We start from the raw sequence: 15,347 nt of genomic DNA on the forward strand, positions 1-15,347 counted from the left end.
ATTTCCTGTTCGTCGCCGACAGCGTGCACATCACCGAGAAATCCAGTCCGCACTACCTGAACCGCTTCGAGCCGCTGACCATCCTGTCGGCGCTGGCCGTGGTGACTTCCCGCATCGGCCTGGTCGGCACGCTGACCGTCAGCTACAGCGAACCCTACACGGTAGCGCGCCAGTTCGCTTCGCTGGACCATATCAGCCGCGGCCGCGCCGGCTGGAACGTAGTCACTTCCTGGCTGTCCGGCAGTGCCGCCAACTATGGCAAGCCGCAGCATCCGCCGCACGAGGTGCGCTACAAGATTGCGGCGGAACACCTGCAGACCGTACAAGGCCTGTGGGATTCCTGGGAAGACGACGCCCTGACCCATGACAAGGTTGGCGGCCAGTTCTTCGATCCCGATAAATTGCATCCATTGAATCACCAGGGCGCCTTCTTTTCGGTGCGCGGGCCGCTCAACATCAGCCGTTCGCAGCAAGGACAGCCGGTGATCTTCCAGGCGGGCGCGTCGGAAGAAGGCCGGAATTTCTCGGCACGTCATGCGGATGCGTTCTTTACCGCCAGCGAGTCGTTCGAATCCAGCCAGGCTTATTACAAGGATATCAAGGCGCGCGCCGTCAGTTTCGGCCGCGACGCTAACCGCATTGGCGTATTTCCAGGCTTGCGCAGCATTGTCGCCGCCACCGCGGAAGAGGCGGAACAAAAATACCAGGAAGCGCTGGCGCTGATCCGCATCGAGGATGCATTGCCGATGCTGGGACGGGCTTTCAACGACCACGACTTCACGGCATATCCGCTGGATGCTCCCTTCCCCGACGTCGCCGCCTTCGGCCACGACAGCAACCGCAGCACCGCTGAACGCATCGTCAAGCTGGCCCGCGACGAAAACCTGAGCCTGCGCCAGATCGCCCTGCGCTTCGTCAGCCCACGCCGCGAATTCGTCGGCACAGCCGAACACGTGGCCGATTCCATCCAGCGCTGGTTCGACGGCAATGCAGCCGACGGCTTCATCCTGGTCGAGACCCTGCCGCATCAGCTGGATGCCTTCGTCGAGCTGGTGGTGCCACTGCTGCAGGCTCGTGGCATCTACCGCAAGGAGTACAGCCACGACACCCTGCGCGGCCACCTTGGACTGGACGTTCCGGAAAACCGCTACACCAGTGCGCGCCGCCTGGCAGCGTAAGCACACAACCCTGACTGGAGTATCCCATGCCGAGCAACAACAAGGAATCCCTGCGCCAGCTGCTGGCCGACCTGCACGCCGAACGCGTCGCCACGATGGATCCGAAAGCGCTGAAAATCAATATCGACCAGCGGCAACTGCTGGTCGATACAGCAGATCGCACAAGTTTCGCCAAAGTCGGCGACGCGCTGGCGCCATTCAGCCTGCAGGAAGTCAATACCGGCACGCTTACCCTGGACAGCCTGCTGGAACAAGGACCGGCAGTGCTGGTCTTCTTCCGCTTCGCCGGCTGCCCCGCCTGCAATATCGCTCTTCCCTATTACCAGCGCCAATTAGCGCCTGGCCTGAAGAAACTGGGAGCAACGCTGGCAGCCGTCAGCCCGCAAGTTCCGGAACGCCTGGTTGACATCAAGCTGCGCCACAACTTCGATTTTCTGGTGGCCTCAGACCTGGACAATCAACTGGCGCGCCAGCTGGGCATCCTGTACACCTTCAACCAGGCCTCCCGCCAAGCCGCCCTCGCCAACGGCAAATCCATCGGCGAAGTAACCGGTACCGGCACTTGGGAACTGCCAATGCCGACAGTGCTGATCATCGACCGCGAACGCGTAATACGTTTCATCGACGTCGCGCCAGACTGGCTGGTACGCACCGAAGCAGAACCGATTCTCGCTGCAGTCAAGGAAATCGTCGCGGAACAACAATTGCCGGCGTAACTCGACCGTTGCCGAATGCCAGCGTGCGCACCAATAAATGGGGTCAGAATAAATGGGGTCAGAGTCGAATTATTGAGCATTCAATAATTCGACTCTGACCCCATTTAACTGCTATTTCGCTGGCGCGGGCTCCGACACCAAGGCGATCTTTGAATATCCGGCGTCGTTGATCTCACCCATGGCCTCGATTACCTTACCGTATGCCAGCGCTCTGTCGCCGCGGATATTAATACGCCGTTCCAGGTCACCTTCCGAAGCTTGTTTCAAAGCGGCGACCAGCGACGCGCTAGTCACTTCATTCTTGTCGACGTAGATCTTGCCTTCGCCATTCAAACTGACAGCAATCGGCAATTTCTCCTCCTTCAAAGGCTTGGCATTGGAAGTCGGCAAATCCACTTTGACGCCGGAGGCCATCAGCGGCGCTGCCACCATGAACACAATCAGCAGCACCAGCATGACGTCAACCAGCGGCGTCACATTGATATCGCTCACCGGCCCGCCTAACTGGCCGGCTACGTTATTGGATAATTTAACCGCCATCTCAAGCTCCCTGCGCAACCAGTTTCGCGCCACCCTTGTGCGCATGCTGCTCCAGGCTGATAGTCTTGCCATGATGCTCATGTTCACCCTCGGTATCGATCAGCGGTTCCCCAGACTCCAGCTGCCGCGACAGCTGCACCTCGGTAATGCCGATCAAGGTATTGAGCCGATTGGCGTAGCTGTTCAGCTGTCCCGACGCACGGTTATAGGCGATCACCGCAGGAATCGCCGCCACCAGCCCCAGCGCCGTCGCAAACAAGGCCTCGGCGATGCCCGGCGCCACCACCGACAAGCTGGTGTTATTCGACGCGGCAATTCCCTGGAACGCGTTCATGATGCCCCACACCGTGCCGAACAGGCCGACGAACGGCGCCACCGAACCGACCGTGGCCAGCACCGACAAGCCGCGCTGCAGCTTTTCGATCTCGATACCGCTGGCGATCTGCGCCACGCGGTTGATCCTTTCCTTCAGGCTGTCGCGCTCGGCCTCGCTCTGATGCAAGCCCTGCTGATGGCTCTCATGCCACTCGCCGACGATGGCGCGGTAGATGCGCGCAAACGGATCAGCCGGGCTATCTTTCAGCGCCACGCCAAGCTTGGTAAGCGAGCGTTGCCCGGCCAGCGCCTCGATCCAGCTACCAGCGCGCTGCTGCAGGCTGCGGAAGCGAAACAGCTTTTCCAGCGCGACGCCCCAGCTGGCGACCGAAGCCAGCGCCAGCAGCAGCATGATGGCCTTGACGATAGCGTCGGCCTGCAAAAACAACTGCAATGGGGATAAATGCGCGGAAAGTTCAGATGGATGCATGGTGTACTCCTCAGAAAAATGATGCGTGTCTAGTTGACTTTGAAAACGATGGCGCCGGCCAGCAGATAAGAACTGCCGCCCAGGTCAGGTAATTTCGGGAACGGTGCAGCGCCTTTGATGGCGTCTACTGCCGCATCGTCCAGCGCTTCGCTGCCGGAAGCCTGGATTTCGTACTTCAGCAGTTCGCCTTGCGGGTTCAGCGTCAGTTTGTAAGCAACGCGCCCTTCTTCCCTGCGCATCTTGGCTGCGCGCGGATAGCTGGTGTGGCGGCTGATACGGCTATACACCTGGTTGACATAGTCGCTGGGAATGCCGTCGTTGCTGATCACCCGCGGCTTGGGCTGGGCCGGCGGTGCTTCCGGAGCAGCGCTCTTGGCGGGCTCGGCCGCGGCTGGGGCGACGGGCGTGGCGGGTACCACCGGCGGTGCCGCAACTTCCGCCTGTTCCGCCGCAACCGGTGTGCTGCGCGCCACTAGCGCCGGCAACGGTCTGGCGCTGCTGGCCTTCGCTTGTGGTTTCTGCGGCTCTGCCTTGGGCGGTGGGGGCGGCTCCGGTGGCGCCAGCTGCTTGGGCGCCAGCACCAGCTCAATTACCCGTTCCGGCGTTGGCGGCGGCAAGACTTTGTGCGACAAGCCCCAGATCGTTGCAATCGCCGCCACGTGCAAGCCAAACGAGGTCAACGCGCCTGGCTTGTTCCACCATGGCCGCTCCGTATGCAGCGACGTCACGAAGACATCGTTCGGATGCGATAAAGTAGTTATGCTCATAGTGAATGCTTTGCGATGTGAAAATGGGTTCCGGAAAACCTCGCTGCGAGATAGTCATGCCGATAGTAAACGCATGAACAATATGAATAAAAGAATTATTTTTTATATACAAGTATAAAAAAATTACATAATATTTCATGTATCGGCGGCGCTGCCCGCGTCATTGGCGGAGCCTCTCGCAAGCGCATTCCACGCATATGAAAATAGTAAATAATTCGTTTAATTTAGATTTGCGCGCCATTAACCTGCACGCCTTGGCACTACGGATCTTTCCATCGGAACAAGAAAGGAGAACATGCCTCACGCCCCCAATCCCGGCCGGCTGCGCCACTTTGTCACGGCATTCGCGGCGCTGCTCGACAGCAAACCGCCAGAGGTGCAGATCCTGCGCGACGGCAGCGCCTTGCTGCGGCAGTTGATCGCAACGGACGACTGGCTGCCGGACGCCTATGCGCAGCCGCAGCCTGAGCGCTACCAGCAATACCTGCTGCATGCCGATTCCGCCGAGCGCTTCTCTATCGTCAGCTTCGTCTGGGGAGTGGGACAGGCGACGCCTATCCACGACCATACGGTATGGGGCTTGATCGGCATGCTGCGCGGCGCCGAATATTCCCAGGCTTACCGCTACACAGAGGACGGCCGCTTGCAGGCCAGCGGCGCGGCGGTCAAGCTGACGCCGGGCGCGGTCGAGCTGCTGTCGCCCGGCCTGGGCGATATCCACAAGGTGCACAACGCGCTGGCCGACAGCGTCTCGGTCAGCATCCACGTCTACGGCGCCAATATCGGCGCCGTGCAACGCTCGGTATTTAACGAAGACGGCAGCCGCAAAGCCTTCATCTCCGGCTACTCCAACGCCCATTTGCCGAACATCTGGGACCGATCCAAGGAATTGAAACAATCATGACCGCTACCGCTGCACACAACACCGAAACCGCTTTTGCCACGCTTTCGTTCAAAGAAATCCATGCCGCGCTGCTGGAACGCAAAGAGCTGGCCCTGCTGGATGTACGCGAAGAAGCGCCTTTTGCCGAAGCCCATCCGCTGTTCGCCGCCAACCTGCCGCTGGGACGCATAGAGCTGGAAGCCTATAGCCGCATCCCGCGCCGCGACACCCGCATCGTGGTGTACGACGACGGCGAAGGCCTGGCGCTCGCCGCTGCGCAACGCCTGCGCCAGCTCGGCTACAGCGCCGTGCATCTGCTGGCCGGCGGCCTGCAGGGCTGGCGCGACGCCGGCGGCGAAATCTTCCGCGACGTCAATGCCCCCAGCAAGGCTTTCGGCGAGCTGGTGGAATCGCAACGCCACACGCCGTCGTTGTCGGCGCCGGAAGTCAAAGCCTTGCTGGACGGCGGCGCCGATGTGGTGGTGCTCGATGCGCGCCGTTTCGATGAGTACAACACCATGAGCATCCCCGGCGGCATCAGCGTACCCGGCGCCGAACTGGTGCTGCGCGTGCGGACGCTGGCGCCGCGCCCGGAAACCCGGGTCATCGTCAACTGCGCCGGACGCACCCGCAGCATCATCGGCAGCCAGTCGCTGATCAACGCCGGCATTCCGAATCCGGTCAGCGCCCTGCGCAACGGCACCATAGGCTGGACCCTGGCCGGCCAGCAGCTGGAACACGGCAAGACGCACAGGTTCAGCGAACGGCCGCTGGACCAGCCTGACAGTGCATATCATGCGCAAGCCGCAAGCGCCAGCCGGCAGGTCGCAGACCGCGCCGGGGCCGGCCGCGCCGACCTGGCCACGCTGGAACGCTGGCAAAACGACAGCGGCCGCACCACCTATCGGCTTGATGTCCGCACTCCGGAAGAATATAGCCGTGGCCACCTGCCCGGCTTCAGTTCGGCCCCAGGCGGCCAGCTGGTGCAGGAAACCGACCACGTGGCGCCGGTGCGCGGCGCCCGCATCGTGCTGGCCGACGACGATGGCGTGCGCGCCAACATGACCGCTTCGTGGCTGGCGCAGATGGGCTGGGAAGTCCATGTGCTGGATGGCCTGCAGCCGCAGCATTTCAGCGTAAGCGGCAACCCGTCCCAGACCTTGCCGCCGCAGGCGCCACATGAGTCTGTCACTGTGCAGCAGCTGGCGCAATGGCTGCAAGAGGCGCCTACCGGCACCGCCCTGCTCGATTTCACCAGCAGCGCCAACTACGTCAAACAGCACATCCCCGGCGCCCGCTTTGCCCTGCGCTCGCAGCTGGCGGCCGTATTGCAACAAGCCGCAGCCGCGGAACGTTACGTGCTGACCTGCGGCAGCAGCCTGCTGGCGGCCTACGCTGCCGCCGATGCGCAACAGCTGACCGGCAAGCCGGTGTTCGTGCTGGAAGGCGGTACCGCAGCCTGGATTGCGGCCGGATTACCGCTGGAGACCGGCGAAACCGCACTCGCCTCGCCGCGCATCGACCGCTATCGGCGGCCGTATGAAGGCACCGACAATCCCGCTGCCGCAATGCAAGCCTATCTGGATTGGGAATATGGCCTGGTGGCGCAGCTGGCGGCCGACGGCAGCCATGGATTTTTTGTCATTTGAAGCAGCGCCTTCAAACTTCGATGCCAGCCCAGCAGCGCCTCGCTTCTGCTTAAATCGATCTTTGCGCTACCCGTTTGCTTAACTCGGCGGCGGATTCCCTGCGTTCGCTGTAACGATCCACCAGCAATGAAGAAACGTCGCGGGTAAGCAAGGTGAATTTGAACAATTCTTCCATCACATCAACCACGCGTTCATAGTAAGACGACGGCTTCATGCGGCCGTCGTCGTCAAACTCCAGGAAGGCCTTGGCCACCGACGACTGGTTGGGGATGGTGATCATGCGCATCCAGCGCCCCAGGATGCGCATCTGATTGACCGCATTGAACGACTGTGAGCCACCCGACACTTCCATCACCGCCAGGGTTTTCCCCTGGGTCGGCCGGAGCGCACCGATAGACAGCGGGATCCAGTCGATCTGCGCCTTCATGATGCCGCTCATGGCGCCATGGCGCTCGGGCGAGCTCCAGACCATGCCTTCGGCCCATTGCGCCAGCTCACGCAGTTCCAGCACCTTGGGATGTGTCTCCGGTTCGCCGTCCGGCAGCGGCAAGCCGCGCGGATCGAAGATCCTGGTTTCGCCGCCCATGGCTTGCAGCAGGCGCGCCGCTTCCATCGTCAACAGGCGGCTATAGGATTTTTCACGCAAAGAGCCATATAGCAGCAGAAAGCGCGGCGCATGCGTAGCACGCGGCGCAGCGGAAAAATCGGCGGCGGCCGGCACGCGGAAGTATCCGGCGTCAATGTTCGGCAATTCAGGCAGGCTATTTGACACGCTGTCCCTCCGCATTGATCACGACTTCGCCATCTTCTTTCGCAAACGCGGCCTGTTGCGGCAACGGCAGGATATCCAGCACCAGCTCGGAAGGCCGGCACAGGCGGGTGCCAAGCGGCGTCACGACAAACGGCCGGTTGATCAGGATCGGATGCGCCAGCATGGCCTCCAGCAATTGCGCATCGCTCAGGTCCGGCGCATCCAGGTCGAGCTCGGCGTACGGGCTGCCCTTTTGCCGGATCGCAGCGCGCACCGAGAGGCCGGCATCGGCAATCAGCATAGTCAGGGTAGCCAGCGACGGCGGCTGCTTCAGGTATTCGACGACTTCCGGCTCGACGCCGCTGTTGCGTATGAGCGCCAGCGTATTGCGGGAGGTGCCGCAATCGGGATTGTGGTAAATCGTGATGTTCATGGCTCTACTCTCTCTGGATTTTGCGATGCGACAGATGTTGCGCCCTTGATTCAGCGCCCTTCGTACCAGCCCTTGGTGCGGTTGACGATGCCGACAATCAGCAGCATGACCGGCACTTCAATCAGGACGCCGACCACGGTGGCGAGCGCAGCGCCGGATTTAAAGCCGAACAGGCTGATCGCCGTGGCCACCGCCAGCTCAAAGAAATTGGAGGCACCGATCAGCGCTGAGGGACAAGCAATGGCATGCTTTTCACCGACAATCTTGTTGAGCCAGTAGGCCAGCGCGGAATTGAAAAACACCTGTATCAGGATGGGAATGGCCAGCAAGCCGATGACCAGCGGCTGTTCGATGATGGCATTGCCCTGGAAAGCGAATAACAGTACCAGCGTCAGCAGCAGCGCTGCAATGGACCAGGGCTGGATGCGTTCCATCAGCTGATCGAAGCTGGCCTGGCCACGTCGCAGCAGCGATGTGCGCCAGACCTGGGCGATGATCACGGGAATGACGATGTACAGCAGTACCGAAGCCAGGAGCGTCGCCCACGGTACGGCGATGCTGGATACGCCCAGCAGGAGAGCGACCAGCGGCGCAAACGCGAATACCATGATCAAATCGTTCATGGCGACTTGCGACAGCGTAAAGTACGGATCGCCGCCAGTCAGGCGACTCCACACGAACACCATCGCCGTGCATGGCGCGGCGGCCAGCAGGATCAGGCCGGCGACGTAGGAATCCAGCTGCTCGGGCGGCAGATACGGCGCAAGCCAGTGGCGGATGAATACCCAGGCAAGCAAGGCCATCGAGAACGGCTTGACCGCCCAGTTGATGAACAGCGTCACGCCGATGCCGCGGACATGTCCCCTGACCTGGTTCCACGCTGAAAAATCGATCTTGAGCAGCATCGGGATGATCATCACCCAGATCAGCAACCCGACCGGCAAGTTGACCTTGGCGATTTCCAGCGCGCCTACTACCTGCACGCCTACGGGAAACAGTTGCCCAAGCAAGATGCCGGCGACGATGCACAAGGCGACCCAGACAGTCAGGTAACGCTCGAACAGATTCATGGACAGGCCAGGGCTGGGCCTGGCGACGTGCGGACTATTCACGATGAAGCGCTTTCAGCCGGAGCGCAGCCAGGAGTACAGAGCGGCAGGTAAGGATTGCCGCCACAGCAATTTTCAGTGAGAAATGCCAGCAAGGCGTTCATGGTGGCGAAATTGGCCGAGTAAATCACGAACCGTCCCTCGTTACGCGAGGTCGCCATATCGGCGTGCGACAGCTCTTTCATGTGAAACGACACAGAGGATGGCGAGATGCCCGTGATTTCGCCGATTTTCCCGGCGGGCAGACCTTCAGGGCCGGCTTGCACCAGTGCGCGGAAGATCGCCAGGCGGGAATCCTGGGCAAGCGCCGCCAGAGCGGTAACGACTGATTTTGTTTTCATATTTCAATGATAATTGAAATATTGAATAAATCAAGTGGTTTCCACACTCCATCTGGATGTACAGGGCTGCCAGTCGCGGGAACACGCTGACCAGGCGCAGGCACCGATACCCACCAATGCTGCTAAAGCGACCGGGCAATCCGGAAGCCGAGGTCGTCGATGGCAAAGGTCGGATGGCTGCGCCGGCGATTGCTGGCCAGGCAGCCTCTTTCCAGATCGGACCAGCCGCCGCCGCGAAACACACGATAGGCGCCATACACTTCGGGATCGTACTGGTCCGAGCACCACTCCCAGACATTACCCAAGGTGTCGTATAGCCCCCACGCGTTAGGCTGCTTTTGCCCGACTTCCTGCGTGCTGCCGCCGGAGTTGTCCCGATACCAGGCGATATCCCCAAGTTCGCCATATCTCGGCCCATTGCTGCCGGCGCGGCATGCATACTCCCATTCAGCTTCGCCCGGCAGGCGATAGCCCCCGCTTCCGGGAACCAGCGAGGCTGCCGTTTCGTCATCATGTAATTGATAACCGTCGGCAAGACCCTCAGCCCGAGACAGCAGGTTGCAGAAACGGACCGCCTCAATCCAGGAGACATTCTCCACCGGGCATTGGGCGGCGACATGCGACGACGGCCACTGTCCGCTGATTTCGCCATATTGCGCCTGGGTGATGGGATAGCATCCGATCGCAAAGGATGGCAGTTCGACCAGCCATCGGCGGCCGGTCCTGTCGTCCCTCATGGCGATGGTTCCGGCGGGAATTCGTGCTGTTTTCAAGGTCAGCGGTTCAGGCGGATGTTTCATGTGCTCCACAATGCCAGCATGTCTTTTTATCGGGGTTTGCTATTCGAAGAATGTTTGCGCGCTCTGCGCTTACTGTGCCTTGTCATGTTCCGCCAGCGCTACCGCCTTATAGTCATAGGAAGGATAGAACTCCGTCCGGTAGCTGCCCCAGGCAGTGTCTTCGAGCACGCGGTTGACCTCGCGCAGGCGCGAGGCGGGCAAGCGCAGCGTGATGATCTGGCCGATTCCCATCGTGACATACCAGCTGACTACCTCGACTCCGGCCGGCGGGAATGCCTTGTAAAAACCTTGCTTGGCAAGCTGGGCATTCAACTCGCCCAGCGGGCGTGACTGGTCGTGTTTCAGGAACACGGTCAGCAACAGCGCATTGTCCGGCGTGGCGACCGCATTGCCGGCAGCGGGAGCCGCCATCGATTGCGCCATGGCGCTGCCATGGAAAGCCGCGGACGCCAGCAATGCGGCGCACATCAACAATGATTTACATTTTCCCGGCACGACGTTCTCCTTGTGATTAAGTGCAATCGATTTATTCTAAGGCTTGATCGCTTCCATTCCTTTTTCGTGCAGCACCCGCGCCGTTTCAGGACTTGCCAGCAACCGCAGCAAGGCCTGCGCCGCCGCCGTTTGCTGGCTGCCGGTGCTGATGGCTGCGGTGTAGGTGGTGAAATTCTGGATTTCCGCCGGCAATGCTCCTGCCAGCGTCACGCCTTTGACCGCCAGGATTTCACTGATCTGCTGGAAGCCAAGCGTCGCCTCATTGTTCAGCAGATGATCTGCCACATAACCGCCCTGCACTTTCACCGTCTTGTGCGCGATGTCATCGGCAATTCCCCATTGCCGGAACAGCTGCGCCATGTAGATTCCGCTGGAGCCGCCCGCGGCGGGATCGATATAAGCGAGCGACCTGGCGTTGAGCACGGCTTGCTTGAAGCGCTCCACGCTGCTGATGTCCGGTACCGGCGCGCCTGTCAGGACCATCGCCCCGATGCCCACCCGCGCCAGATTCACTACGCTGGCAGCGCTCACTTTTTGTGCGGCAACCTGTTGTGCGATCAGATCCGGCGTCATGATCACCACGTCAAACGCGGCGCCGCCTGCAATGCGACGGGCAATACCGCCGGCGGTATCGTTTTGCAAAATGATCTTGTTGCCGGTGCTGGCCTCGTATTGCGGCGCCATGGCCGCTACGACCTGTTTGTATGCGCCAGAGGTGAGCACGGTCAACTCAGCGGCTGAGGCTGTGAGCGGCAACACAATCGCCGCTGCCGTCACGCTGGAAGCAATCCAGTTTTTTATTCCGCCGAGTTTATTTTTCACAATTGATAACAATTATTGTCTGTAATATAATGACAGCGAGAGTTCAGCTTCGCTGATTTACTCGTAGATCAGCCTGTAAATTTTATCCGCACTGCGGATATCCTTCGCATCGATGCATGCCGCACGTCTCGACAGATGTTCAGCCGCAACGATCGCTCCAGATCAGATCAGTTTTGCCAGCCGTGTCGCCAGCCCACATCTCACTGTTTTAAGGAAAACCCATGAGAAAGCGCTTGCCCCACCTGTTTCGCACCAGCTCCATGATTGTCGCCGGCCTGCTTACCGCACCTGCCCCCGCCCCGGCCGCCGACCTCGACTCCGAATTTTCTGCCGCCGACAACCGCCTCAAAACCAGGAATGCTTTCGATAGCCTGAGCCGCGCCAAAGCCAGACGCGCGTTCAGCGCCTTGCCGCCGGCCGATCGCGAGCGACTATTATCGTCGCGAATCAGAAAGGCTGCGCCGGATGCAGCCAAAACCGGGATTTCTCTACGGGACGAGAGCGATGACTGCCGCAACATGCCAAGCTATAGCGAGAATAGCGTCGGCTTCAGGATCGGCGTGACGCCGGATGGCTTGAAATTCAGCGGTGGCGGCGGCGAATCGTTGCGGCCGCCGTATTCAGCCATGCCCAAAGGCATAGGCTTTTGCGACTTTTCCCGGCATGGCAGGACGACCGCAGTGCGGCCAGATCCAGGCGCACGGCGGGACAGCTTGCCTGCGGCGAATATCCCGGCCCCTTTTAACAGTCGCCATATACCCGCTTCCGCGCTGGGCGAATCGCTACGCAAGCAGCGATATGCCGATGAACAGCAAGCGCAACCGGCCAGCCCGCCGCCGCTGCCGTTCACGGCAGATACTTATCGTGAAGGCCGCTCAAGCCGGACTCCCCATTTGCCAGGCAGGGTCATCGTTACCACGCCTGGCGGCGGCCTCAGGTTCAAGCCCTAGCAGCCACGGCCTGATGCGGCTCGCCTGGGCCAGGCATTACCGGGCTTGCTTAGCCGCCAGCCATTCGTCCCGCGCCGCCTTGGCGGTCGGCGTGAAGTCGGTGAACACGCCATCCACGCCGAGTTCGAAATAAGCCTTGTACTCGGCTTTCGGATCGCCGTTGTATGTGCGCGTCAAGCGCGCCGGCTCGTCGCGGAAGGTAAATGGATGCACCAACAGGCCCAGGCGGTGGGCATCGGCGATCAGGCTGGTCGGCGCCATGTTGGAGGCATCCGACAGCTGCTTGACGGCGTTGCCGGCGGCATCTACGCCCTGCGGCGGCAGGATGTACAGCTTCCATGGACCGATGCCGTCGGCGTAGGTCTTGACTTCAGCCAGGCCCTCGGGCGTCGCCATGGCGGCGAAGGTGCGCGGATCGCCTTTTTGCAGCCAGGAGAAAGGCTTGGCGGTGTCCGGTGAACCGTAAGTCATGACGCCGGTCTTGAAGTCCGTGCCATCGCCATCCATCAGCTGTATCACTTTGGTCTTCAGGCCGAGACGGCGCATCAGCTTCAGGCTCTCCGGTTCAAACGACTGCACGAACACCGGTGAATCGTGAGTGTTCCAACCCTCCTTCTCCAGCATCGCGATCAGCTTTTCTTCCAGTGGCACGCCCAGCGCGCGCTGGTAGATCGGATTCTTGGTTTCCGGATAAATCGTCAGCGTGCTCTTGGGGTCGGCTGCACGGGTGGCCTTGGCCAGGTCGATGACTTCCTGCAGCGTCGCCATCGGATACAAGCCGTCGTACTGATGGCTGCGAACGGCGACCGGCTGCTTGACGCGCAAAGTCTTCAGCTCGGCGGCGGTGAAATCGCTGATATACCATTCCGGCGCAATCGCCACGCCGTCCACCGTGCGCGACTTCTTGCGCGCGGCGAATTCCGGATGGCTGGCGACATCGGTGGTGTCGCTCAGGAACGGGTTGTGGCAGACGAACAGCACGCCGTCGCTGGACGACATCAGGTCCATTTCCAGCGAATCGGTGCCGGCGGCGATCGCGGCCTGGTAACCGGCGATCACTTCTTCCGGATACAGCCCGGCCAGCCCGCGGTGGCCGATGATCAAGGGCGCCTTGCCGTCCAGCGTCTTGAGATTTGCATAATGTGTTGTGCCGTTGGATGTCGGCTGGCTAGCGCAGCCTGCGACCAGAGCGGTCGCGGCGATCAATGAAGCGGTGTATTTCATATGGCCCCTGCTGGTTGAAATGGGAATGCCTGGTACCCGGATGCAGCTCAGTGCGGATGGTACAGCAAGAGCGTTACACATCGATTACCGAACAGGCATGGCCGCCCCGCTCCTGCCCTGCGCCGCAAGCAAGTGCGGCAAATTAACCACAAAAGCTTTCCATTTCAAACACGGCGCCGCCGCTATTTTTGAAAAACTTGAGCCAAGTCAACACCCTGCGGCGGTCGGCGGCCGCACTCTGAATCGTCGTACACAAAATTATTCTATAACGATGGAGACCTCATGATATTCAAAATGAAGCCGCAGCGAGCGGCATTGCTTGCTGCATTTTCAATACCCTCGCTCATGTCTTGCGGCGCCGCCCTGGCCGACCCGGCCACCGACGCCCGCATCGAAGCATTGGAACAACAAGTAAAGTTATTGACCACCAAACTTCAGCAAGTGGCGGACACCGCCGCGCAACCGGTGGCCAAGGAAAGCCACGCGGATGCAGTCGCGGCCTTGCCGCAGGCGGTCAGCGACCGCGCCAGGAAATTCTTCGAAGCGATCAAGGATGTCGAGTTTTACGGCAACCTGGATGTATCGGTCGATGGCAGCAGCAAGGGATTCAAGAGTTCCTATGACGATGTCGGCGGCGCGCGGGTCGTCTCGCCGGTTGGCCACAACGGCTGGCAATCCGATTTATCGACCAACCTGTCCTATGTCGGCATACGCGGCAAGCATCCGTTCAGCGACACCATGTCGCTGGTGTACCAGCTGGAAACGCAGATCGACATTACCGCCACCGCCGGTTCGTCCAACTCCACCAGCGCCCAGGACAGCACCGTCAAAGGCGCGCTGACCTCGCGCAACAGCTATCTCGGCCTGGCCGACAGCCGCTGGGGCGCGCTCAAGCTGGGCAAGACCGATGCTCCGTACAAGACCTCCACCGCGCGCATGAATCCGTTCTCCGGCATGTGGGGCGACTACTCGGTCATCATGGGCAATACCGGCGGCGATAACCGGGTCGAGTTCGGTACCCGCCTTGACCACGCGCTGTGGTACGAATCGCCCAAGTGGAATGGATGGAGCTTCAATGCGCTGATCTCTCCGGGTCAGAACCGCGGCTATGAAAATTCGATCCAGGCTAGCGGCGAATCCAGCTGCACCGGCGGCAATATTCCTGGCAGCGGCGGCGGCCCCATCGCCTGCAACGACGGCAGCTATGGCAGCGCCTACAGCGCCAACCTGGCCTATGAAAACGGGCCGCTGTACGTCACCGGCGCGTATGAGTTGCATTCCCGCGTCAACCGCACCGGCGACGTCGCCGCCACTCCGCAGGCGCTGGCCAGCCCGACCGGACTGGATCAGAACGATGTCGGCAACGAGTATGCCTATAAAGTCGGGGTGCAGTACGCCTTCCCTACCAAAACCACGGTCAGCGCCATCTACGAGGTGATGCGCAGGAATATCCCGGCCTACCTGGCGGAGCAGAACGAGCGCTCGCGCAACGGCTACTGGTTGGCGCTGACGCAAGACCTGACGGCAGACGACAGCCTGTCGCTAGGCTGGGCGCACGCCAACGCCACGCCCGGCGATCCCGGCCAGCACAATACCAGCCCGCTGGATGGCATCGGCACCAGCAATCCGGACAACGGCGCCAATATGTATACGCTCGCTTACAAGCACAAGATCGACAAGCAGACCACCTGGTACGCCGACTATGCGGTGACCGTCAATCGCCCCCTGGCCCACTATGACCTGGGCGCGGGAGGACGTGGCGTCACCACCGATTGCCACGACGGCCAGACGATCGCATCGGGTGCGCCCAACTGCTACGCGGGCGGGCATGTGCAAGGCGTGTCGGCCGGCGTCAACTATAAGTTCTGACGCAGACCTGGAAGC

At 60.9% G+C, this 15,347-nt stretch carries 17 protein-coding genes; 6 read left to right on the plus strand and 11 right to left on the minus strand.

What is annotated here, in order from left to right:
• Positions 1 to 1,178 (plus strand): LLM class flavin-dependent oxidoreductase (locus tag VNZ65_RS13570; protein ID WP_325669827.1); only part of this gene is annotated, 1,178 nt, incomplete at its 5' end.
• 26 nt (positions 1,179 to 1,204) lie between these two features.
• Positions 1,205 to 1,894: a peroxiredoxin-like family protein gene (locus VNZ65_RS13575; RefSeq protein WP_325669829.1), complete on the plus strand. Its 690-nt coding sequence runs from the start codon at positions 1,205 to 1,207 to the stop codon at positions 1,892 to 1,894.
• Positions 1,895 to 2,005: 111 nt separating this feature from the next.
• Here VNZ65_RS13575 and VNZ65_RS13580 read toward each other — a convergent pair whose 3' ends face one another.
• The 3 genes from VNZ65_RS13580 to VNZ65_RS13590 are packed head-to-tail and all read right to left on the minus strand — an operon-like array spanning position 2,006 to position 4,006.
• Positions 2,006 to 2,434, minus strand: a complete 429-nt coding sequence (locus VNZ65_RS13580) for a biopolymer transporter ExbD (protein ID WP_325669832.1) — start codon at positions 2,432 to 2,434, stop codon at positions 2,006 to 2,008.
• A 1-nt stretch (position 2,435) separates the two neighbouring features.
• Positions 2,436 to 3,239, minus strand: a complete 804-nt coding sequence (locus tag VNZ65_RS13585; protein WP_325669834.1) for a MotA/TolQ/ExbB proton channel family protein — start codon at positions 3,237 to 3,239, stop codon at positions 2,436 to 2,438.
• 29 nt (positions 3,240 to 3,268) lie between these two features.
• Entirely contained in the window at positions 3,269 to 4,006 is a 738-nt protein-coding gene (locus VNZ65_RS13590) for a TonB family protein (protein WP_325669836.1), read from the minus strand.
• A gap of 295 nt (positions 4,007 to 4,301) precedes the next feature.
• On the opposite strand from VNZ65_RS13590, the gene VNZ65_RS13595 reads away from it, so the two are divergent.
• Positions 4,302 to 4,910: a cysteine dioxygenase gene (locus tag VNZ65_RS13595; protein WP_325669838.1), complete on the plus strand. Its 609-nt coding sequence runs from the start codon at positions 4,302 to 4,304 to the stop codon at positions 4,908 to 4,910.
• Entirely contained in the window at positions 4,907 to 6,538 is a 1,632-nt protein-coding gene (locus tag VNZ65_RS13600) for a rhodanese homology domain-containing protein (protein ID WP_325669840.1), read from the plus strand. Before VNZ65_RS13595 ends, VNZ65_RS13600 begins: the two co-directional genes overlap by 4 nt.
• A 49-nt stretch (positions 6,539 to 6,587) precedes the next feature.
• Here the strand turns inward: VNZ65_RS13600 and arsH are convergent, their stop codons facing one another.
• The 7 genes from arsH to VNZ65_RS13635 all read right to left on the minus strand — a co-directional run bounded on the left by arsH (position 6,588) and on the right by VNZ65_RS13635 (position 11,190).
• The gene (gene arsH / locus VNZ65_RS13605; protein WP_414649131.1) at positions 6,588 to 7,325 is read right to left on the minus strand and encodes an arsenical resistance protein ArsH; all 738 of its coding nucleotides are present in this window, start codon (positions 7,323 to 7,325) and stop codon (positions 6,588 to 6,590) included.
• The gene (arsC, locus tag VNZ65_RS13610) at positions 7,300 to 7,722 is read right to left on the minus strand and encodes an arsenate reductase (glutaredoxin) (RefSeq protein ID WP_325669844.1); all 423 of its coding nucleotides are present in this window, start codon (positions 7,720 to 7,722) and stop codon (positions 7,300 to 7,302) included. Before arsC ends, arsH begins: the two co-directional genes overlap by 26 nt.
• A gap of 50 nt (positions 7,723 to 7,772) precedes the next feature.
• On the minus strand, positions 7,773 to 8,792 hold the full coding sequence (gene arsB / locus VNZ65_RS13615) for an ACR3 family arsenite efflux transporter (protein ID WP_325669885.1): 1,020 nt from the start codon (positions 8,790 to 8,792) through the stop codon (positions 7,773 to 7,775).
• Between the two features lie 38 nt (positions 8,793 to 8,830).
• Entirely contained in the window at positions 8,831 to 9,172 is a 342-nt protein-coding gene (locus VNZ65_RS13620) for a metalloregulator ArsR/SmtB family transcription factor (RefSeq protein WP_325669846.1), read from the minus strand.
• A 122-nt stretch (positions 9,173 to 9,294) separates the two neighbouring features.
• Positions 9,295 to 9,972 carry a formylglycine-generating enzyme family protein gene (locus VNZ65_RS13625; protein WP_325669848.1) on the minus strand — a complete coding sequence of 226 codons (678 nt, stop codon included), beginning with the start codon at positions 9,970 to 9,972 and terminating at the stop codon, positions 9,295 to 9,297.
• A gap of 69 nt (positions 9,973 to 10,041) precedes the next feature.
• Complete coding sequence (locus tag VNZ65_RS13630; protein ID WP_325669887.1) at positions 10,042 to 10,440, minus strand: hypothetical protein; 399 nt, start codon at positions 10,438 to 10,440, stop codon at positions 10,042 to 10,044.
• Between the two features lie 63 nt (positions 10,441 to 10,503).
• Entirely contained in the window at positions 10,504 to 11,190 is a 687-nt protein-coding gene (locus VNZ65_RS13635; protein ID WP_325669850.1) for a substrate-binding domain-containing protein, read from the minus strand.
• A 320-nt stretch (positions 11,191 to 11,510) separates the two neighbouring features.
• On the opposite strand from VNZ65_RS13635, the gene VNZ65_RS13640 reads away from it, so the two are divergent.
• On the plus strand, positions 11,511 to 12,239 hold the full coding sequence (locus VNZ65_RS13640; protein ID WP_325669852.1) for a hypothetical protein: 729 nt from the start codon (positions 11,511 to 11,513) through the stop codon (positions 12,237 to 12,239).
• Between the two features lie 36 nt (positions 12,240 to 12,275).
• Here VNZ65_RS13640 and VNZ65_RS13645 read toward each other — a convergent pair whose 3' ends face one another.
• Entirely contained in the window at positions 12,276 to 13,463 is a 1,188-nt protein-coding gene (locus VNZ65_RS13645; RefSeq protein ID WP_325669854.1) for a glycerophosphodiester phosphodiesterase family protein, read from the minus strand.
• Positions 13,464 to 13,745: 282 nt separating this feature from the next.
• Between VNZ65_RS13645 and VNZ65_RS13650 the strand changes: the two genes are divergently transcribed.
• Complete coding sequence (locus VNZ65_RS13650; protein WP_325669856.1) at positions 13,746 to 15,332, plus strand: porin; 1,587 nt, start codon at positions 13,746 to 13,748, stop codon at positions 15,330 to 15,332.
• Positions 15,333 to 15,347: the final 15 nt, after the last annotated feature.

Source organism: Collimonas sp., from assembly GCF_035566555.1.
In the GTDB taxonomy this organism is placed as follows: domain Bacteria; phylum Pseudomonadota; class Gammaproteobacteria; order Burkholderiales; family Burkholderiaceae_D; genus Collimonas.